The organism is Meiothermus hypogaeus, from assembly GCF_003574035.1.
GTDB lineage: Bacteria > Deinococcota > Deinococci > Deinococcales > Thermaceae > Meiothermus > Meiothermus hypogaeus.
Genome location: NZ_QWKY01000031.1, coordinates 1 through 19,811 on the forward strand (window position 1 = coordinate 1; position 19,811 = coordinate 19,811).

Here is a 19,811-nt window from a genome sequence, read left to right on the forward strand (position 1 = left end):
GCCGCCACATTCGACTTTCACACTTCCGCAGTTCTGGCAAGCTACACTATCTTTGGGCTTCTCTGGGTTATTCACAAATCCAGTTTAGAAGCCCCTTCCTTTGCTCAACCGAATTTTTTATATGACTCATGTGGTGTATGTTATTTACATAACCTAGGGGTGGGTGTTATAGTGCTCGGATGGACAGGATTATCGTCCGGGGAGCCAAAGAGCACAACCTGAAGAACATTACCGTTGAACTGCCCCGGGGGCAGTTCATCGTCATTACGGGGGTCTCGGGCTCGGGCAAGAGCACTTTGGCCTTCGACACCATTTACGCCGAAGGGCAGCGCCGCTATGTGGAGAGCTTGTCGTCGTATGCGAGGCAGTTTTTGGGAGTGATGGAAAAGCCCGACGTGGAGAGCATTGAGGGGCTTTCGCCGGCCATTTCCATTGACCAGAAGACCACCTCGCATAACCCGCGCTCCACGGTGGGTACGGTCACCGAGGTACACGACTACCTGCGCCTCCTGTTTGCCCGTGTCGGCACCGCCTACTGCCCCCACTGCGGGCGGCCCATCGAGCGGCAGTCGGCCTCGGAGATTACCGACCGGCTCTTCCGCCAGCCCGAGGGCACCAAGGCTATCCTGATGGCCCCGGTGGTGCGGGGGCGCAAGGGCGAGTACCGCAAAGAGTTCCAGCAACTGCAAAAAGAGGGCTATGCGCGGGTGCGGGTAGACGGGGTGATCTATACCCTGGAAGAAGCCCTGGGGCTGCGGCTGGAGAAGTACGAGAAGCACGACATTGACCTGGTGGTAGACCGGGTGGTCTTGAAGCCGGAGGAACGTGCCCGCATCGCCGAGTCGGTGGAGCTGGCGCTGTTGCGGGGTGAGGGGCTGATGCGGGTTTTGTACCCCGATACGGGCAAAGAAGAGCTTTTCTCGGAAAAGTTTGCCTGCCCAGAGCACGGAAGCGTGCTGGAGGAGTTGGAGCCCCGCATCTTTTCCTTCAATGCCCCTTACGGGGCCTGCCCGGACTGCTCGGGCCTGGGCTATAACCAGGTCTTCGACCCCGAGCTGGTGGTGAACCCTGAGCTGTCGCTGGCCGAGGGGGCCATCATCCCCTGGAGCAAGGGCCGCGACAACGGCAAGGGCTACCTGTGGGATCGGCTGCGGGCGCTCTCGGAGCACCTGGGCTTTGACATGAAGACCCCTTTCAAACAACTTTCTTCGGAGGCCCAGCACGCTGTGCTGTACGGCCTGCCTGAGCCTTTCGAGGTGGTCTTCCGGCGCAACGGGCGCGAGACCATGCGCTTTATGGTGAGCTATGAGGGTGTCATTCCCTGGCTCGAGGGCCGCTACAACGAGACCGAGTCCGAAGGGCTGCGCGAGGCCCTGGAAGCCTACATGACCCTCAAGGCCTGCCCGGCCTGTGGGGGAACCCGATACAAGCGCGAGGTGCTCTCGGTGCGGGTGGGGCAGTTTAACATTGCCGAAGTTTCAAACCTGCCGGTGCGCGAGGCCAAGCAGTTCTTCCAGGCGGTGGCCCACAACAACCTGATGGAGGTGGGAGAGAAGCTTAAGCCCTTTCGCATCCCCCTCGAGGGCCTGGCCGAGCCCCTCGAGTACCGCAACCTGAACGAGTTCCAGATGCAGGTGGCTGCCCCCATCTGGCGCGAGATTTACAGCCGCCTGGGCTTTCTGGAGGATGTGGGCCTGGACTACCTGACCCTCGACCGCGCGGCCAACACCCTCTCGGGCGGCGAGGCCCAGCGTATTCGACTGGCTACCCAGGTGGGCTCGGGCCTGACCGGGGTGCTCTATGTACTGGACGAGCCTTCCATCGGGCTGCACCCCCGCGATAACCAGCGTCTGCTCTCCACCCTCAAAAAGCTGCGCGACCTGGGCAACACCCTGCTGGTGGTGGAGCACGACGAAGAAACCATGCGCGAGGCCGACTGGATTGTGGATATGGGGCCGGGGGCCGGGGTGCACGGGGGCGAGGTGGTGGCCGAGGGCACCCTGGATGAAATTGTGAATCACCCCAAGAGCCTGACCGGGGCCTACCTGCGGGGCAGCAAGCACATCCCGGTGCCCAGGGCCCGCCGAAAAGGCAACGGCAAATGGCTGGTGGTGAAGGGGGCCCGCGAGCACAACCTGAAAGGCGTTAACCTGAAAATCCCCCTGGGTAAGTTCGTGGCCATTACCGGGCCGTCTGGGTCGGGGAAATCTACCCTCGTTCACGACATCCTTTATGCCGCGCTGGCTCGAGACCTGATGCGGGCCAAGGCCATTCCGGGCCGCTTCGAGGGCCTCGAGGGCATCGAACACCTGGACAAGGTCATCGAGATTGACCAGTCGCCCATTGGCCGCACCCCCCGCTCCAACCCCGCTACCTATACCGGCATCTTCGACGAAATTCGCGATCTCTTCTCCAAGACCCCCGAAGCCCGCAAGCGCGGTTACGAGGCCGGGCGCTTCAGTTTCAACGTCAAGGGAGGGCGCTGCGAGGCCTGCAGCGGCGACGGCACCAAAAAGATCGAAATGCTGTTCCTGCCCGACCTTTACGTGCAGTGCGAGGTCTGCAAAGGCAAGCGCTACAACAAAGAAACCCTGGAAGTGAAGCTCCGTGGTAAAAACATCGCCGACGTGCTGGACATGACCGTAGAGGAGGCGCTGGTCTTCTTTGAGAACATCCCTACCATTGCCCGCAAGCTGCAACTGATGGTGGACGTAGGCCTGGGCTACATGAAGCTGGGCCAGCCCTCGCCCACGCTCTCGGGCGGCGAGGCCCAGCGTATCAAACTCTCCACCGAGCTCGGCCGCCGCTCCACCGGGCGCACCCTGTACATCCTGGACGAGCCCACTACCGGCCTGCACTTCGAGGACACCGCCAAGCTGCTCTCCGTCCTGCACCGCCTGGTCGATGGGGGCAATACCGTGGTGGTGATCGAGCACAACATGGATGTGGTCAAGACCGCTGACTGGGTAGTTGACCTGGGCCCCGAAGGCGGCGCACGGGGTGGCCAGATTGTGGCCGAAGGCACCCCCGAGGAGGTAGCCCGCACTTCCAGCCCCACCGGGGCTTTCCTGGCCCGGATTCCCGAGATCGGGCAGAAGGTGGGCGTAGCGGCGGACTAAAACTTGTCTATAGCACCAAGGGCCTCCACGATTTATCGCGGTTCGCTCTATTTGTCACTGCAACCACCTGAATGTTGGATTACTTCGTATTGGCTCGGAACGGTATGCATGGGATTTCATATCTAAAGAGCACATAACGCTGGTGTAACGGAAGCCCTGCTACCCTGGCGAAGCCTGCATAGTTCTGCTTAGCCCTGGCTCCTGCCGGGCGTCGTTGTGCTCGTGCAAGCCGAACAGGAGCATCCTATGGCAAAGACCAAATCTCGGAAGAGTGTGCAGAGTCATTTCGACCAGTCCATTGCCCAGCTCAGCCCCAGCCTGCAACGGGAGATGCAGGAACTCCGCAAACAGGAGGCCAAAATCCTCAAACTGTTGAGCGATCCCACAAAAGCCGAGCAATATCTGTCCAATCCGCTACAACTTTTGCAATCCGGAGGGATTCGGGTGCCCACCTTGCTCAAGCGGCGGTTGCAGCAGTTTGACCCCAACCTGGCCCAGCATCTACAACGCCAAAGCTATGCCCTGCCCAACGGTCAGACCGTTACGGCCCGCATCCGGGTGCGCTTTACTCAGGGGCCCAAGGAGGGTTGAGATGCCAGGTAATCAGACCCAGCGTTTTGATGCCGTGATGGAGTTTACCGAGCAAAGCGTCAACGATGTGATCTCGACTTTTTTTGACTCGGGCGGCCTGTTATCCAGTTTTTTGAATGCCGTGGGCCTGGGCTCGGCAGAAGGGGCTTTTTCGTTGGACATGCTGTTTGATCGGCCTAGCGATGTGCCGTTGCCTGCCGGGGCCAGCAATGTGATTGACCTGCGCTTTGATATTGGCGCGGATGGCAGCCTGGGGCAACTGCGGGCGGTGGTGGGGCTCAATATGAACCGCGTTGCCTCCAACGACTTTGATATTGCCGAGGTGGATTTTCGTAATCAGCTGCACTTTACAGGTTTTACTGCTGGTAGCATTCCTATTCCAGGGCTGCCCAATTTGTTTGCCAACTTCTTGCGCAACCAGGTAGGGGCCATTCCGCTTTTTCCGGTGCCGGTCAAGCGGGCGGCCACCGACCCAGCCGATTTGCCCACCCGGGGCGACATTCGCATTATTGACGACACCTCTGCTGCCGACCGCGACGCGCTGGCCATCATGCTGACATTTGCCGGAGGTAGTGTGGGCAATGCGGCGGGCCTGCAACACTTCATCAACCCTGGCGACACCGGGGCCATTGCCATTTTCTTCCGTTGGTTGGCGCGGATTCTCAGGCCCAGGGTGGCCAGCGCGCTCCAAACCGACCAAGCCAACTTTGACATCGGCGACGATTTTCTGCGGCTCAACCGCACCATCAAGGTTTCTGGGGGCGGCGAAACCGCCGACCTGACCAAACTCGAGCTGCGTCTGCGGAATGGCTTCATCGAGCTGAAGGGCGAAATTGCCAAGTCGGGCTTTTGCTACGATGCCACCGGCAAGATTGCAGGCCGTATTCGGGCCGAGGTGGTAGGCGGCGAACTGGTGTTCAAAGCCGAGATTGACGACCCTGATGTGGACATTGATATCCCCTGGTATTGCTGGCTGGGGGCAGCCGTGATCGGGGCCATCGCTGGTGGGTTGGTGGGCGTGCTGGTGGGGGCCGTAGTGGGTGCGGTGGGTGGAGCCGTTGTGGGGGGTGTGGTAGGTGGTGTTGTGGTGGGGGGCATTGTGGGGGCCATCCTGATTGGCATCCTGGTGCCGGTGCTGCTGGCCATTGCCGAGAACGTGATCGAAACGACGGTGGAGGGCATTGCTGGGAACCTGGCCGATAAGCTCCGACAAGACCTCCAGGTTCCCGCCATTGGCCTGAACCTGATCTTCCAGCGGGTTTTTATTGATGATGTAGCCATCAACTTTGATGCCAGACCCATTGAGAAAGTACCGATTCGAGCCTCGGGGGTGCTCGAGGTGCGCAACGGGCAGTTGATTGACCTCGACAACGGCCAGGTGGGTTCGGAAAGCATGGGTAGTGCCGATCTGGAGTGGCGTGGTAGTGGTTTTGGTCGTCAGCTTCGCACCCGTTGTGGAGCGCGATTGGCCCGCACCGGCCTTCAGGATTTCGCCAGCATTTTGCGCTGGAAACTCTACCCCTTCCACTATGCGGATGCCACAGTTCCCTTGCACGAGTTAGCCATTCCATTGCCCTTCCCCGACCTGCCCTTTTTGCCGGAGTCGCAAAAATACCTCGAGACCCGCCTGGTCTATGCCCTCAAGACCGCCGAGGGCCGTTACAGCGTGGTGCAGGTGAGCGAGGTCTTCGATGATCGCATCCGCTTGCGCTACAAAACCTACGAAAAACCCATGCCCTCGGTGCAACTCTCTGGCGAGTTTGCCTGCGAAGGGTGGCAGCTTCCCGAGGTGGTCGCCGATCTAGAAAACATCCGCTTCGAGGCTACCCCACGCGCCAACCTGCGCTTTCAGCCATCCAAAACCCCTCACCCAGCCCTGGCGCGGCTGGGGCGTTGGAGAAGAACGGTGATTCGCCAGACCTCCCGAACCGGCCATTTCCGGGCCACAATAGAGAACTTTAGCGGAGCTCTTAGTTATCACTGGCACGTGGCCGGAACCGACCTGCTAAAAAAACAGGGTACTCTGGATATCGGTAACCAGAAAGCTACCTACCAGATAGACCAGGGCCACCTGATCCTGACCCTGCAAAATCAGAAACTCCCCAGAGCCATGGAATTTCTGGTCAAGGTGACAGTGAACGACAAGGCTGGTAATGCTGTTAGCGCCTCCAAATGCGTCAAGTTTGCACCGTTTTGCAAAAGCGAGGTAGGGGTAATCCCGGTGTTTGATCTGCAACTAGACACTTTCCACCAGCACTTCTCGGTCGTGCGGCTGCCCCTGGCAACCCTCGAGCCCACCGGGAAACCTCCCAACAAGCAACCTCCCAGGAGTTTCAGCCGTAGATAAAGTGCCTTCGCCCTGTCTCCCCCAACCGGATTTCCGGGTAGGGGAGATGTTTTTTCACGCTAAAAGTATTGGCAGGTAGCAAAGAACTTCAGACCAACGGGGTGCTCAGACCGTAGGCTTCCAGCATGCGAAACATGAGCTCGCGGGCTTCTTCGTCCTCGGCGTAGTTGACGGTGTCGCTGGAAATCACCAGCACCGGCGAGAGGTCGTAGGCCCCAACCCAGGCTTCATAGAGGCGGTTGAGCGAGGCCAGGTACGCGGTGGGGATGGTCTGCTCGTAGGCCCGCCCCCGACGGGCAATGTGGGCTTGCAGGGTTTCGACCGAGGCCCGCACATAAATCAGCAGGTCGGGTTTGCGCAGGGCGGGCGCAATACCCTCGTAGAGGGCCAGGTAGGTCTGCCAGTCCCGCTCGGAGAGGTGGCCCTCGAGCCACAGGTTCTGGGCGAAGATAAAGGCGTCCTCGAAGATGGTGCGGTCCTGCACCACATGCTGGGCAGGGTTGATCTGCTCGAGGTGCTGCTTTAGCCGCTTGGCCAGGAAAAAAACCTGCGACTGAAAGGCCCAGCGCCCCATATGGGCGTAGAAGTCGGCCAGGTAGGGGTTCTCGTCCACGGCTTCGTAGACCGGCAAAAGCCCATAGCGCTCAGCCAGCAGTCCCGTCAGGGTAGACTTACCGGAGCCAATGTTGCCTGCAATTGCGATATACATGGGGGTTGAGGGTCAAGCGTCGGGGGTCTAGGGCCAAAAACCAGGCGGTCCTGGATACTAATTTCAAGAGCGCTCGAGACCCGCAGGGCTTGCGGCAGGGTCGGGATGCCCCGGATTGGCTGTCGGGATGCCCAGTCTCTCCTGTACGCGCCGCACCACCCAGTCCCGGTCGGCTTCGCGCTCGGCAAAGTCGAGCTCCTGGGTGTCCAGCACCCACAAGGGATGGGGGTAAGTGGCAAAGTGGCGCTCGTAGAACTCGCTCAAGCGGGCTAGGTACTCGGGCTCCATCTGCTTCTCGAAGACCCGCCCCCGGCGACGGATGCGCTCCAGTATGACCGGCAGGGGGGCCCGCAGGTAGAGGGTCAGGTCGGGGGTGGGCAGCTTGGGCGAGAGGTGGGTGTAGAGGTCGTTGTACAGCTCCCACTCGGCCCCGCTCAAGTTCATGGCAGCAAAAATTGCGTCCTTGTCAAACAGGTAGTCGGCTACTACCCCTCGCGCAAACAGGCTGGGCTGCGAGAGGGGCAGCAGTTGCTTGTAGCGCGAGAGGAGGAAAAACACCTGCACCTTAAAGCCGTAGCGTACCGGGTCCTGATAGAACAGGGGTAAAAAAGGGTTCTCCTCCACCACCTCATGCAAACTCTCGGCCCCCAGCCGCTCGGCCAGCAGCCGGGCCAGGGTGGTTTTGCCCACCCCAATCACACCCTCGATAGCGATATACATCGTGCTATAGCGTCCAGGGTTGAGGGCCGAGTGTCAAGGGCCGTTTGTTTTCGAGCGCTTAACCCTCGGCCCTCGGCAGGCGCATCAGCGTCTGGCAATCATGGTCAGGCTGACGTCCAGCCGCCGTCCGTTGCGCCAGATGGTGAGGTTGACCCGGTCGCCCGGGCGGTATCGAGCGATGGTCTGGGTCACCTCGCTGGCATTGCGCACGGCGCGACCATTGACGGCCAGGACGATATCGCCCAGGCTGACCAGTTTGCCGCGCTGGTCACGCTGGGCTGGGCGCAGGCCGGCCCGTGCAGCGGGACCGCCGGGCTGCACCTTTTCAATCATGGCCCCGCGGGTCGAGAGCAGGCCCACCCGCCCCAGCAGGATGGGGTCGAGCTCGCCCAGGTCGAGCAGGGTAGCGCCCAGGTTGCCCCGCTGGGGCACCCCAAAGCGCTCGAGGTCGTTCACACTTTGCCGCACCAGGTCGCCCGGAATGGCCACCCCCACCCCGCCTACTCCGCTCAGGTCGCCCAGCGTGGCGTTGGCCACCCCCACCACCCGGCCTTGCAAATCCAGCACCGGCCCCCCCGAGTTGCCCTGCACGATGCGGGCATCGGTGAAAAGCAGGTCGCCAATTTCCGAGCCAATTTCGGGGTCGAGGTCGTTTTTCTCCGCAGCGGTGGGGCCGATTCCAGCCAGAATGCCGTAGGAGGACAGGTTGCGCTGTCCAAAGGGGCTGCCGATTACCACTAGGCCCATCCCCACCGGCAAATTTTGTGAACTGCCGAAGGAAAGCTGGGCCGGAGCCGTCACCCCCTGCACGGTCAGGATGGCGATATCAATGCCCTTGTCCACCGCAAACACCTGGGCCGGGAAGGAGCGCCCATCAAAGAGTTCCACGCTGATGTCGCGCAAGTCCTGCACCACATGGTAGTTGGTGATGATGCGGCTGGGTGCATAAAAAAAGCCCGAGCCGTTGGTAGGCCCTTCGTTGCCGGTCTGGGGGTCGCGCAGGATGCCAAAAATCTTGACCACGGCGGGTAAAGCCCGACGGATCACCTCCACCCGGGCTACCTCCTCGGGGGTGGTCAGGCGGGGTGCCTGGGCAAGAGCCGGGGTCAGGGCCAACAGGGTCAGGAGGGCTATCGTGCGCATCATCGGCAAACCTTTTTCATTCTCATATGCCGATGGTGAGTAATCAATAGCTATTCCTCAGAAACGCCCAAAGGGGGGGTTTTACTTCCTTGCAACAGGGTTTTGTGGACAAAAAAGCGCCTTTGGGAGGTTCAAGAAACCTTAATCTGCCGGGCTACATTACCTCTGGAGCCTGCAAGCCCAGCAATTCCAACCCTTGCTTTAGGGTCTGCCGCAAGGCTTTGACCAGCTCCAGCCGTACCCCCCGCAGCCCTGGGGAGGCGGTCAGAACCGGGGTGGCAGGCTTTCCGTCCGGGGTCTTGGCATTGTAAAAGCTGCTCCAGGCCGCAGCCAGCTCGAGCAAATACTGCGCCAGGATATGCGGAGCCTTGTTGCGGGCGGCGTCCTGCACAGCCTCGGGGAAGCGCAGGATGTTTTTCGCCAGGATAATCTCGTAGGCGGTGGCCTGGGCGTAATTGGCTTCTTCCTGCAAAACCCCCTGCTCATCGGCTTTGCGCAGAATGGAGCCGGCCCGGGCGTAGGCGTACTGGATGTAGGGGCCGGTATCGCCCTCAAAGCTCAGGGCCTGGTCGTAGCGGAAGTCAATCTGCTTTTTGGCCTCGGTTTTGAGCATGGCAAACCGCACCGCGCCCACCCCGATCTGCTCGGCGGCCTCCTCCGGGCTGGGGTGGTCGGGGTTTTTCTCGGCAATCACTTTCAGCACCCGCCGGACGGCCTCGTCCATCACCTCATCCACCGAGACCACAATGCCCTTGCGCCCCGACATCTGCTTGCCCTCGAGCAGCACCGTCTCGTAGGCCAGGTGGAAGCACTTTTCCGCCAGGTCGTGCCGACCTTCGACCTCGAGGGAAGCCTGCACCACCCGCAGGGCGTGGCTCTGACGGGTGTCCACCACGTTGATGGTCTCACCGGCCCCGCCAAAGGGCATGACCACCCCTTCAGGATGGGTGCTGTACAGGGTAGCGCCGCTGGGCTGGGTATCGTACTCCACAAACTTGATGCCTTGTAGCAGGCCCATCTTCCAGAACTGCAGGGCGATGTCCTTGGCGGTGTAGGTGCTGGTACCGTTGGAGCGAATGAGCACCAGGTAGGGGTCTTCCAAACCCGGAATGAAGGCGCTGGTGTCCATGACCAGGGCCCCGGCGTATTTGCCCTCGGTGGGTCTAAAGACGTAGGAGGAGCTTTCCAGGGCCTTCATGGCCTGGCCCAGCAAGCCCTCGCGCACGATGTCCGACTCCCACACCAGCGCGTCGTACTCGGCCCCCAGGCGGTACATGGTCTGGAGCTGCGAGCGCAGGATTTTGTCTACCTCAGGCCGTAGCTCGCCCGCCTCGAGCCGGTGCAGGGTTTCCTGCACGCCTTGCTCGATGACCGCTTTTTTCTCGGGGTCTTCCATGGCCTGGTGCAGCCGCACGTAGGCCTCGCCCACCCAGTGGTCGTATTTGACGTGGGCGGGGGCCTTGTCCAGGCCGAAATACTGCAGGGCATAGAGGCTCTCGGCGGCCTGCCGCCCGGTGTCGTCGATGTAGTTCATGACCTCTACCTCGCGCCCGGCAAAGCGCAGGATGCGCGAGAGCGAGTCGCCCAGGCAGATGTTGCGCAAGTGCCCCACGTGCAGCTCTTTGTTGGGGTTGACCGAGGTGTGCTCCAAGAGCACCTTGCCCCCGGTTCGCGGGAAGGGAGCCAAGGGCAGCGTGGCGGTCTGCACCAGAAAAGCGGGGTCTAGCTCAAAGTTCAGGTAACCGCCTACCACAAAGGTGCGCTTGACCCAGTCGGGTAGCTGGATATTCTGCACCAGGTCGGCGGCGATCTGCGGGGGGGCTTTGCGCAGGGTGCGGGCCAGGCTCATGGCCACGGGTGTGCCGTAGTCGCCTTCCTTGCCCGCCGGGGTCTCCTGCACGATAATCTCGGGTAATTCATTCAGTCCCAGGGCTTGTAGGGCCTGGGCGATGGTTTCTTTGAGCTGAGCTTTGATATCGGGGCGATGGGCTAACACCGCAATAGGATAGCAGAAAGATTCACCTTTGCCCGCCTGGGGCGTTAGTATGGCCTTGTGAAGCCTTTAGAGCACCTACAGCCCCAACTCCCCGCCATCCTGCAAGATCTGGAGGCCATCGTGACCCTCGAGGCCCCCTCCTACGACCTCCCCGGCCTGGACAAGGTAGCCCGCTGGATTGCCCGGCACTTCGAGCCCTTTGGAACCCTGGAGCGCGAGGAGACCGCCAACGGCCCCATGCTGCGGGTACAGGTGCCCGGCTCCGGTAAGAAGGTGCTGGTGCTCTGCCACTTCGACACCGTGCATCCGGTGGGGGCCTTTGCGGCGCCCTGGAAGATCGAAGGCGAGCGGGCCTACGGCCCCGGCGTCTACGACATGAAAGGCAACATCGTGCAGCTTTTGTGGGCCTTGCGCGCCAACCAGGCCCTGGGGCTGGGTCTGCCGGCCCTCGAGCTTCTCTTCACCCCCGACGAGGAGGTGGGCTCGCAGGCCTCGCGGGCGGCCATCGAGGCCGGGGCCCGGCGCAACGACCTGGTGCTGGTGCTGGAGGCGCCCATGGGCAACGGCGACCTCAAGGTAGCCCGCAAGGGGGTGGGCCAGTACCGCCTCACCGCCCACGGCAAGCCCGCCCACCAGGGCGTCGAGCCCGAGAAGGGCATCAACGCCATCGTCGAGCTGGCCCACCAGATTCCCAAAATTGTGGCCCTGCAAGACTGGGACAAGGGCACCACCCTGGGCCCCAACGTCATCAAGGGCGGGACGACCAGCAACGTGGTCGCGGCCTCGGCCTGGGTAGACATCGACCTGCGGGCCTGGACCATGGCCGAGGCCGAGCGCATCGAGCGCGAACTCCGGGCCTTGCAGCCGGTGTTGCCGGGGGCGTCGCTCTCGCTCGAGGGTGGTCTCAACCGACCCCCCATGGAGCCCACACCAGCCTCGCTCGAGCTCTTCGAGATGGCCCGGCGCATCGGGGCCGAGGTAGGGCTACAGCTAGGCCCTGGAAGGGTAGGGGGCGGCTCAGATGGCAACTTTACGGCGGCCCTGGGCGTACCCACCCTGGATGGGCTGGGCCTGTTCGGCGAGGCGGCCCACCAGCTTAGCGAGAATGTCTACATCCCGCAAATTCCGGCCCGCATTGCCCTGCTGTGCGGTATTCTGGATGAACTCTCCCGATGAAGCTCTCGTCTAGTGCGCAAAAAGTACAGGATATCTTGCACCAGAAAGGCTTCAGCCACCTGCGGGTGCAGGAGCTCTCCGCCTCCACCCGTACCGCCCAGGAAGCCGCCGATGCCGTGGGTTGTACGGTGGGCCAGATTGTCAAATCGCTTATTTTTCGGGGGGCCATTAGTGGACAACCCTATTTACTGCTGGTCTCGGGGGCCAACCGGGTAGACACCCACCGCATCGAAGCAGACCTGGGGGAAAAGCTGGTCAAGCCCGATGGCGACTACGTGCGCAGCGTGACTGGCTTTGCCATTGGAGGGGTGCCGCCGGTGGGCCACGCCCAGCACCTGGAAGCCCTGATTGACCCCGATCTGTTGCAATACGAGCGCATCTATGCCGCTGCCGGTACTCCTTTTGCCCTCTTCGGCCTTTCCCCAAATGAACTGCTGGCCCTGACCGGAGGCCGCATAATGCAAATGACTTAGCGCCCATCCGAAACTACCTGCGGGGGATGTGCGGTCCAGGATTCACGTATGAAAGGTAACATATTGGGTGCCGATGGTATTCGGGCAATTGCTGCCCTGTCCGTTCTGATTCACCACTTTTTTGAACGTTTGAATACTGAAAAGCAAAGTGAAGCGGTGCAGAGCTTGCAGCAGTTTGCCCTGTTGGGCGAAGCAGGCGTGAGCGTATTCTTTGTACTTAGCGGAATGCTTTTGTCCAGGCCGTTCTGGCAAAACTACGTAGATCACAAGCCTTTCCCCAGCATCCGCGACTTCATGGCCCGCCGCGCTGTTCGCATTGTGCCGGGGTTTTATGCCAGCCTGATCGTGAGCTTTGTGGTGGCCTGGTATTTGTGGCATCCCACGGACTTTGTCTGGCTGCGTTTGCTGGCGGGTCTCACCTTCACCTCGGGTTTTCACTACGTTACCTTGTTTCCCACCGAGATCAACGGTCCGCTGTGGTCTATCAGTTTTGAGGTCTTCTGCTACGTGCTGATGCCTGCGTTGATGGCCCTGCTATTTTGGGGGTTGCCCCGCCGAGGTATTGGGGTGGCGTTTGCCTTTTGGGTGGCTGCTTTTGTGGTGGTACTGGGAGCCAACCAGCTCATTCAGGTCTACCTCCAGCCCAGCGACTACCACCGAGGCTGGGAGTACGGCCTGATCGGTGGAGCCAAAGAATGGATGCCGGGCTACAACGTGGTGGGGATGTTTGCCCACTATGTGTGGGGGGTGTTGGCTGCGGGGCTAATCGTGTGGTTTCAAACCCAACCCAGGAGGACGGAGTACCTCAAAAACCGCTGGGTGTTTGACGGGGTGGCTGGGCTGGTATTGCTGCTCACACTTGGATTTCTGTGGCAACTGCGCGATGGGTCGGGCTTTGGCCAGAGCTGGCAAAACCAGCCTTATTTTTTCCCTTATTTCCCCCTGCTTACCATGTTTTTGTTGGCGACCCTGCCCTTTACCCGTGTATTGGGCCATTGGTTTGACAACCGCTTTTTTCGGTTCACTGCCAAGGTGTCTTTTGGCATCTACATCTGGCACTTCCTGATATTGGAACTTTACCGCGATCGCCTCAATCCGCAGTATAGCTATATGGGCATGAGCGACCTGTCGCAATGGCTGCTGATCAGTGCGGCCTTGTTGGGAGTCAGTTATATAGCGGCGGTACTTTCTTACAAACTGATTGAAGAACCCGCTCTGCAGTGGCATCGCCGTCGCCGGGAGCAGCGCAAAGGCGCGGGTGAACCTGCATAAAGCGGTCTGCGAAGCGCTCCAGGCTGCGCCATACACCAGGGAAATGGTGCGATAAGCTATTGGTATGTTTGGTTTGTTTCGCAAACCGGATGAACACGTGCAGCGCGAGGGTGATACTGCTTTCCGGGTGCGGGTTCGTACCGTGCGTAGTGGCGATATTGTGGAGCTACGCCTCACCAAGGGCAACGAAATTTCCGCCTCCGACGAGGGCGGGTACTACGTGCGCAAGATTGTTGTCTCGCCGCAGCATCTCGACCGGGCCGTGCTGGAAATCTGGTTCGACCACGCCTATCGCCCCAAGCGTAAAGCAGTGGAAGGGGGCGAGCTGGTTCCCATCAAGGAATGGACGTGAAAAACCCCTACCGGCAGGGTAGGGGTTATTGCACAGGCAGTTTTACTGTAGCTCGTCCTCGAGGTTGTCCATCAGTCGCTGGGCGGTACTGGCCTGCTCTTCGCCGACAAAGCTTTCCTCGCTGATGGTGGGATAGGCGCGACGTCCACCGCCGGTGCGCTCGAGCTGGGACTGCAACTCGCGTAAGTCCAGGTAGCGGTCACTCTGATTACGCAGCTCGAGGTCGGTCAGTTCGGGCACCCCCAGCAGGTGAATCTCCTTGCCCTGGGCCCTGAGCGCCGAGAGGGTATGGGCTAGGTCGCCCGATCCACTTGCTACCACTGCGCGCTCCCAGCGGGGCGCGGTGATGAGCAAGTCGGTGGCGATCATGGCCTCGAAGCGGGGGTCGCCGTGGGTCTCCCGGCTGCGCACGGTGTAGCCCATGAACACCAGCGCGTCGAGGAATTTTTGCTGACGCTCGTCGTTGCTGTCGGTGACGGGAGCGTAGTAGAAGGCGTTATAAAGGTCCTCGGGCTTGGAGAAAACCCCAATCGCCTTCCGGTGGTCAATGTTCCACCCCAAACGCTTGGCCGCATCGTACATATAGGAGCCGTCAATAAACAAAGCCGTCTTCATCGTTTTCTTTCTCGCTTCCTGTGTAGCGGCGGGGTTTTTCCGCTACGCTAGATGTGTATGCTACATCTAGACGGCCCAATCTACTATCTCGGTACGCTCGAGCGACCGTTGCTGATTCAGACAGGGCCACCCCTAGCTCTGCTCTTTACATCATGCGACATAGCGCGCCAATTTCCAAGCGCTGTAACGGGCTTGGGCAACCTCGAGGTGCAGCAAATACAGGACTGGCGCGGAAAAGAAGAGTTCTTCAAAGCCCTCTTGCTACAGGACATCGAAGTGTATTTGCTCGACCCCAACCCTCGCCAACCTTTGCGTGCTGCACGACATGCGGTGCGTGCGGCGCTGGTCTACGTGCAAAGCCACAAGACACAAACCGCCTGTCTTTGAGCCAGCGCTCTGGGGTTCAATGGGGACACGGCCTCGAGCATGGAAGCCCTTCCCACACATGCGTTATGCAAACTCGGTGCAAGGTCATGCACACAGCTTGACCCCGGATTTTTCGCTGAGGGATGCGGGTATACCGGATTCAAAAAGACCGTTTACAAAAGCAAAAATCCCATAGTTTGTCTTTTTGAATCCTGGAGCACACCCCTCCCTTGAGTACCGGCGCTAGCCGGGGGCCGATGGCCCTTCACTGTCGGTCGGCGAAAAAAGCGTCTCCTTTCCAAGGGGCGGTGTCGCCCTCCGCTACGCGGATAACTTCCAAGGGGCGGTGTCGCCCTCCGCTACGCGGATAACTTCGGCCCTGTTGATTCGTTACCGAACGGTAATGAGTCAACCGAATCTGGCATTATCGCGCCCTTCACAGGCGCTGCCGCCCGCGAAAACGAGAATGTGTCTGCGCCCAGACGCATCTTACGTACCCAAGCGTGGGCCGGGCCCGCCCACGAGTGCTCGGGTTTCGGGTTTCCGAGCGGCAACTGTTCTGTCTGGGATAGAGGATTCTTGATTCTCGAGAGGCTCATTCTATGTGAAGAGCACTCTAGCAGTAAACCTCGAGGATCCAGCACCCACCCTCCATTTCTTTACTTAAGCGCAAAAAAAGCCCCAGACCGGCGCATCTTTTACGAGCGGTCAGAGACTACAGACCATCGCCCACAGGCAGTCTTGGCCAGCGCTAAACTTCCAAAACCACCTTGCCAAACACCCGACGCTCTTCCAGCAGCCGGTGTCCCTCGGTGGCCTGTGCGAGGGGCAGAGTGGCCCCCACGATGGGCTTGAGCCGGCCCTCGGCCACCCAGCGGAGAATGGGGAAGAGGCGGCTTTTGGAACCCATGGTGGAGCCAAAAATGGAAAGCTGCCGGTAAAAGACATGAGAGAGGGGGGTTGTGGCTTCGTACCCCGAGGAAGCCCCCACCAGGCAGATGCGCCCACCCCAGGCGGTAGCCTTGATCACCCCTTCCCAGTACTGCGCCCCGGTATGGTCCACCACCGCGTCGGCTCCCTTGCCGCCGGTGAGTCGGCGGACTTCTTTGAACCAGTCCGGCTGAGCGTAGCTGACTGTTTCGTCTGCACCCAGAGCCCTGGCCTGGGCCAGCTTGTCCTCGCTACTGGCGGTGGCGATGACCCGTGCCCCATATAGCTTGGCAATCTGTATGGCGGCCACCGAAACCCCCGAACCGGCGGCCATCACCAGCAGGTCCTCGCCCGGCCTGACCTGGAGCTTGTCCACCACCATCTGCCAGGCGGTCAGGAAGGTGAGGGGCACCGAGGCGGCCTCGACCCAGCTTAGGTTGGCCGGTTTGGGCAGGATGTTGGCCGCCGGTACACTCACCAGCTCTGCATAGCCGCCCCAGCGGTGTTCGCCTAGTATTTGGTACTTGGGGCAAAGGTTGTCCTGCCCGCTCAAGCAGCGCTCGCAGCGGCCGCAGGAGACCCCAGGGTTCAGCACCACGGCATCCCCCGGCGTCAGGCCCTCCACACCGGCCCCCACGGCTTCCACCACCCCGGCCACATCGGCACCCAGGATGTGAGGAAGCGGCAGTTTGGGGCTGGCCACCCCCTTGCGCACCCAGAGATCCAGGTGGTTGAGGGCCACGGCTTTTACGACTACGCGAACTTGCCCGGCCTCTACCGCCGGCTCGGCCAGTTCACCAAACCGCAAAACCTCCGGGCCGCCCCTGGCCTCCATCCATACCGCTCGCATAGGGGCGATTGTGCCACCGGATACTACAGAACGTCAAATCTCAGTCTCAGCTGCCTGCAACCCGCGTGCCTGCTGTGCCTTCCAGCACCGCCTGCAAGATGCCCGGGCTTCCCCTGGCTATGGTGGCCCAGGGAGCGCCTTTGCTGAGGGCATTCAGGGCGGCCTCGACCTTGGGAATCATGCCGCCGGATATGGTGCCGTCCAGGATTAGGGCCTGTACCTGCGACGCGCTGAGTTCGGCGAAGCGGCTGCTGGGGTCTTTGGGGTCGCGCAGCACCCCCACCACATCGGTCAGGAAGACTGCCGGCAGGTGTAGCGCCCCGGCGATGGCCCCGGCGGCGGTGTCGGCATTGATGTTGAGAGGGCCCTGGGCATCGAGGCCGATGGGGGCGATCAGGGGGGTCAGGCCTGCTTGCAGCAGTTTTTCCAGAACCGGGGTGTTGATCCGGGTGACCTCGCCCACCCGGCCCAGTATGGGGTCTAACGGGCGGGCCTCGAGCAGACCCGTATCGCGCCCCGTCAGGGCCACGCTGGGCCGCCCGCGGCGCGAGAGGCCCTCGGCCAGTTGTTTGCCCAGGGTGGTGAGCACCATCTCCACCACTTCCATCTGCTCGGGTGGGGTAATCCGCAACCCCTGGTAAAAATGGGTCTCGAAGCCCATCCGGTTCAGCCACTCGCCAATGCGGGGGCCGCCGCCATGCACCAGCACCAGCGGGCCGGGATAGCCCCCGATTTCATCCAGCAACTCGCCTGCTTCCTTGAGGCTACCCCCAATTTTTACCAGCAAAGCCGGTTCCATGACGTCAATCATACCTAGTGTACGGCTTTAGTTTGGCTTGACACGTCCAGAGGCCGGTGTTACCCTTTTGAATGCGCTTGCTCGAGCAGGCGGCTATCAAGGGCGATTAGCTCAGCGGGAGAGCACACGCTTCACACGCGTGGGGTCGTAGGTTCAAATCCTACATCGCCCACCAGCACCAGGACGCAAAAAAACGGAGTCGCTCAGGCTCCGGTTTTCGCTTTTACCCCCAAAAATTACCCCCATTGGGCCTCGAGCTAGGCTCGGTGACGGGGGGCACCCAGCAGGTCTTCCAGGGCCAACACCCCTTGTTGCCGCTCCTCGCTTAGCAGGTGGCGATATACCGAAAGGGTCACGCTCGGGTTGCCATGCCCCAGCCGCTCCGACACCAGGCTCACGTCCACCCCTCGGGCCAGCAGCAGCGACGCGGCGGTATGCCGCAGGTCGTGAATGCGCACCTGTGGAAAGTCGGGGTGCTCTTCCTGGATGCGCCCGACCAGGCGGCGCAGGAAGTGGTTAGGCGCGTTGATGTCTAGGGGCTTGTCCAGGCCGAACACAAAGGTTCCTTGCAGCGCTCGGGGGGTATACCCCTCGGCTAGCAAGCCGTCATAGCGGGCCTTCAGCCGGGCCAGCAGGTCAGCCGGAATCGGGATAACCCGCCTGGCCGCTCGGGTCTTCAGGGGGCCCAGGGCAGGCTTGCTCCCTTGCAGGGTGTATTGCCGCTCCACCTTCAGCGTGGCCCCTACGAAGTCCACATCCCGCCACTGCAGCCCCAGCGCCTCCCCCTTGCGCAGCCCAAGCTGTACCAGCACCCGCAGCATGAGGGCCATCACCAAGCTTTTGGAGGCATCAGCATATTCCAGTAGCAGGCGCACCTGCAAAGGCTCCAGGTGTTGCGCGGCCTTCTCCCGCTCCGACGCTCGGGGTAGCCGCACCGCAGCGCTCGGGTCGCGGTGGATGAGCTCAAGGGCCAGCGCCTCCCGCAGCACCAACCGTACCCGCTCCAGCACCTTAGCCACCGTGCGGGGACTGTGGCCTCTCCCTACCCCATCCAGCATCCGGCGCAGGTCGTGGGGGGTGAGCTTTTGCAGGGGGATATCCCCTATATGCTCCAGGGCCAGGGCCAGTTCCCGTGCGTAGTTGCGCCGGGTGTTGGCAGCCTTGCCCCGAGTATGGCGCTCCAGTACCTCTTTGGCGAAGTCCCCGAAGCGGCGGCGGTCAGGACGCGCTACCAGCCCCCGGCTGTGCTGGACAAGGTACTCGTGAGCCTTTTGCAGGGCCTCCTTCTGGCTAGCCGCATATACCGATACCCGGCGGCGGTGAACCCCGTCCGGCTCGGTCACGTAAAAGCGGCACTCCCAGAGCCCGTCACGCCGTTGCCTGACGTTGCCTTGCAGGTTAGCGGCTCGCTTCTTGCTCATCCTCGGCCTCCAGTGCTGTAAAACCGGCTTCTACCACAGCCCCGCGCTCCTCGGGGGTGAGCAGCTTGAAGCGCTCGAGCACCGCAGCCTTGCCCCGAACGCGAACGGTGAAGGTGGCCTCACCAGGGCGCAGCCGGGTAACTCCAAGGGCCTTGAGCCGTACTTCATCCGGCGGTGGTTTTCTTGGCATGTATAAATCTTACCATGCGAACGGGTGATATTTCCTCTAAACAGTATTAGGGAAATTTTCCCCAGCCGTAATCGAGCGCGGTCTTGAACCCCAGCGCGTGTGGGTGGCAGTTGCAAGGGTTGAACCTTTTTAAGCCTGACAAATTCCAACATTATGCCAGGGGCCACACGGTGGGGGGTCCACCTCTCTCACTTGTGGGTACTGCGCTCTGACTGCGAACCGTTCGCAGTCAGGGGGTAGACACCGGGCTTTTTTTTAGGGGTTGCACGGGTCGGTTCTGCGGAACCCCTCAGTTCAGCCGGTAGTCCCCCTCGAACCGGGCGGTGACCACCTCGCGGGTCATCTCGAGCTCGAACATGACCTTGAGGGCCTCGGCTATCGCGGTGACGGCTCGAGGGTCGGAAGGGTCAGCGCGTTGCGTGGTAAGACGCAAAAAGCGCAGCCCCTCGAGGATGCTCCGGCGCACCTCGGTTACCCAGTCCCCCTCCAGGGCTTGGCGCTTAGAGCGGAAAAACGCGGCAAGATGAGGATCATGGGCCAATCGGGCGCGGTAGTTGCGCAAGGTTCGGGGGCTGATTCCATACTTGCGGCAGGTTTCCAGGTCGCCTGCGGTCACAGCTTCGGCCAGGATAGCGGCGGCTCTTTCGGGATTGAACGCAGGCATACTTCCTCTATTGGTCAAATACCCCCACCAACCGCTGACGCGGTTTGGCGGAGGATTGTCTCTGGACTCCACCGCAGT

At 61.2% G+C, this 19,811-nt stretch carries 18 protein-coding genes and 1 tRNA gene; 9 read left to right on the top strand and 10 right to left on the bottom strand.

What is annotated here, in order from left to right; all coding sequences use genetic code 11:
- Window positions 1-179: 179 nt before the first annotated feature.
- From uvrA to Mhypo_RS09385, 3 genes are all read left to right on the top strand, one after another.
- On the top strand, window positions 180-3,119 hold the full coding sequence (gene uvrA / locus Mhypo_RS09375; RefSeq protein WP_119341037.1) for an excinuclease ABC subunit UvrA: 2,940 nt from the start codon (window positions 180-182) through the stop codon (window positions 3,117-3,119).
- A gap of 246 nt (window positions 3,120-3,365) precedes the next feature.
- Complete coding sequence (locus Mhypo_RS09380) at window positions 3,366-3,710, top strand: hypothetical protein (protein WP_119341038.1); 345 nt, start codon at window positions 3,366-3,368, stop codon at window positions 3,708-3,710.
- 1 nt (window position 3,711) lies between these two features.
- A complete protein-coding gene (locus Mhypo_RS09385) occupies window positions 3,712-6,057 on the top strand; it encodes a hypothetical protein (protein WP_119341039.1) in 2,346 nt (781 codons plus the stop codon).
- Between the two features lie 88 nt (window positions 6,058-6,145).
- On the opposite strand, the gene Mhypo_RS09390 is transcribed toward Mhypo_RS09385, so the two are convergent.
- The 4 genes from Mhypo_RS09390 to Mhypo_RS09405 all read right to left on the bottom strand — a co-directional run bounded on the left by Mhypo_RS09390 (window position 6,146) and on the right by Mhypo_RS09405 (window position 10,625).
- The gene (locus tag Mhypo_RS09390; RefSeq protein ID WP_119341040.1) at window positions 6,146-6,766 is read right to left on the bottom strand and encodes a deoxynucleoside kinase; all 621 of its coding nucleotides are present in this window, start codon (window positions 6,764-6,766) and stop codon (window positions 6,146-6,148) included.
- 63 nt (window positions 6,767-6,829) lie between these two features.
- Entirely contained in the window at window positions 6,830-7,486 is a 657-nt protein-coding gene (locus Mhypo_RS09395) for a deoxynucleoside kinase (RefSeq protein WP_119341041.1), read from the bottom strand.
- Between the two features lie 84 nt (window positions 7,487-7,570).
- Window positions 7,571-8,629 (bottom strand): S1C family serine protease, encoded by a 1,059-nt coding sequence (locus tag Mhypo_RS09400; protein WP_119341066.1) that lies wholly within the window; start codon window positions 8,627-8,629, stop codon window positions 7,571-7,573.
- Window positions 8,630-8,783: 154 nt separating this feature from the next.
- The gene (locus tag Mhypo_RS09405; protein WP_119341042.1) at window positions 8,784-10,625 is read right to left on the bottom strand and encodes an arginine--tRNA ligase; all 1,842 of its coding nucleotides are present in this window, start codon (window positions 10,623-10,625) and stop codon (window positions 8,784-8,786) included.
- Between the two features lie 57 nt (window positions 10,626-10,682).
- Between Mhypo_RS09405 and Mhypo_RS09410 the strand changes: the two genes are divergently transcribed.
- From Mhypo_RS09410 to Mhypo_RS09425, 4 genes are all read left to right on the top strand, one after another.
- On the top strand, window positions 10,683-11,801 hold the full coding sequence (locus tag Mhypo_RS09410; RefSeq protein ID WP_119341043.1) for a M20 family metallopeptidase: 1,119 nt from the start codon (window positions 10,683-10,685) through the stop codon (window positions 11,799-11,801).
- Window positions 11,798-12,274, top strand: coding sequence for a YbaK/EbsC family protein (locus tag Mhypo_RS09415; RefSeq protein ID WP_119341044.1), 477 nt, complete (start codon window positions 11,798-11,800; stop codon window positions 12,272-12,274). The genes Mhypo_RS09410 and Mhypo_RS09415 overlap by 4 nt, the downstream gene beginning before the upstream one ends.
- 48 nt (window positions 12,275-12,322) lie before the next feature.
- On the top strand, window positions 12,323-13,546 hold the full coding sequence (locus Mhypo_RS09420) for an acyltransferase family protein (RefSeq protein WP_119341045.1): 1,224 nt from the start codon (window positions 12,323-12,325) through the stop codon (window positions 13,544-13,546).
- A gap of 64 nt (window positions 13,547-13,610) precedes the next feature.
- Window positions 13,611-13,898 (top strand): hypothetical protein, encoded by a 288-nt coding sequence (locus Mhypo_RS09425; protein WP_119341046.1) that lies wholly within the window; start codon window positions 13,611-13,613, stop codon window positions 13,896-13,898.
- 42 nt (window positions 13,899-13,940) lie between these two features.
- On the opposite strand, the gene Mhypo_RS09430 is transcribed toward Mhypo_RS09425, so the two are convergent.
- Window positions 13,941-14,513, bottom strand: coding sequence for a LabA-like NYN domain-containing protein (locus Mhypo_RS09430; protein WP_119341047.1), 573 nt, complete (start codon window positions 14,511-14,513; stop codon window positions 13,941-13,943).
- A gap of 57 nt (window positions 14,514-14,570) precedes the next feature.
- Here Mhypo_RS09430 and Mhypo_RS09435 point away from each other — a divergent pair, with 57 nt between their 5' ends.
- Entirely contained in the window at window positions 14,571-14,900 is a 330-nt protein-coding gene (locus tag Mhypo_RS09435; RefSeq protein WP_119341048.1) for a hypothetical protein, read from the top strand.
- Window positions 14,901-15,630: 730 nt separating this feature from the next.
- Here Mhypo_RS09435 and Mhypo_RS09440 read toward each other — a convergent pair.
- A complete protein-coding gene (locus tag Mhypo_RS09440; protein WP_119341049.1) occupies window positions 15,631-16,659 on the bottom strand; it encodes a zinc-binding dehydrogenase in 1,029 nt (342 codons plus the stop codon).
- A gap of 46 nt (window positions 16,660-16,705) precedes the next feature.
- On the bottom strand, window positions 16,706-17,458 hold the full coding sequence (gene argB, locus Mhypo_RS09445) for an acetylglutamate kinase (RefSeq protein ID WP_119341067.1): 753 nt from the start codon (window positions 17,456-17,458) through the stop codon (window positions 16,706-16,708).
- A 100-nt stretch (window positions 17,459-17,558) separates the two neighbouring features.
- On the opposite strand from argB, the gene Mhypo_RS09450 reads away from it, so the two are divergent.
- A tRNA-Val gene (locus Mhypo_RS09450) sits at window positions 17,559-17,633 on the top strand.
- 82 nt (window positions 17,634-17,715) lie between these two features.
- Here the strand turns inward: Mhypo_RS09450 and Mhypo_RS09455 are convergent.
- The 3 genes from Mhypo_RS09455 to Mhypo_RS09465 form a co-directional block, all read right to left on the bottom strand.
- Window positions 17,716-18,879: a tyrosine-type recombinase/integrase gene (locus Mhypo_RS09455; RefSeq protein ID WP_119341050.1), complete on the bottom strand. Its 1,164-nt coding sequence runs from the start codon at window positions 18,877-18,879 to the stop codon at window positions 17,716-17,718.
- Window positions 18,857-19,069 (bottom strand): hypothetical protein, encoded by a 213-nt coding sequence (locus tag Mhypo_RS09460; RefSeq protein WP_119341051.1) that lies wholly within the window; start codon window positions 19,067-19,069, stop codon window positions 18,857-18,859. The genes Mhypo_RS09455 and Mhypo_RS09460 overlap by 23 nt, the downstream gene beginning before the upstream one ends.
- 289 nt (window positions 19,070-19,358) lie before the next feature.
- A complete protein-coding gene (locus Mhypo_RS09465) occupies window positions 19,359-19,733 on the bottom strand; it encodes a hypothetical protein (RefSeq protein ID WP_119341052.1) in 375 nt (124 codons plus the stop codon).
- Window positions 19,734-19,811: the final 78 nt, after the last annotated feature.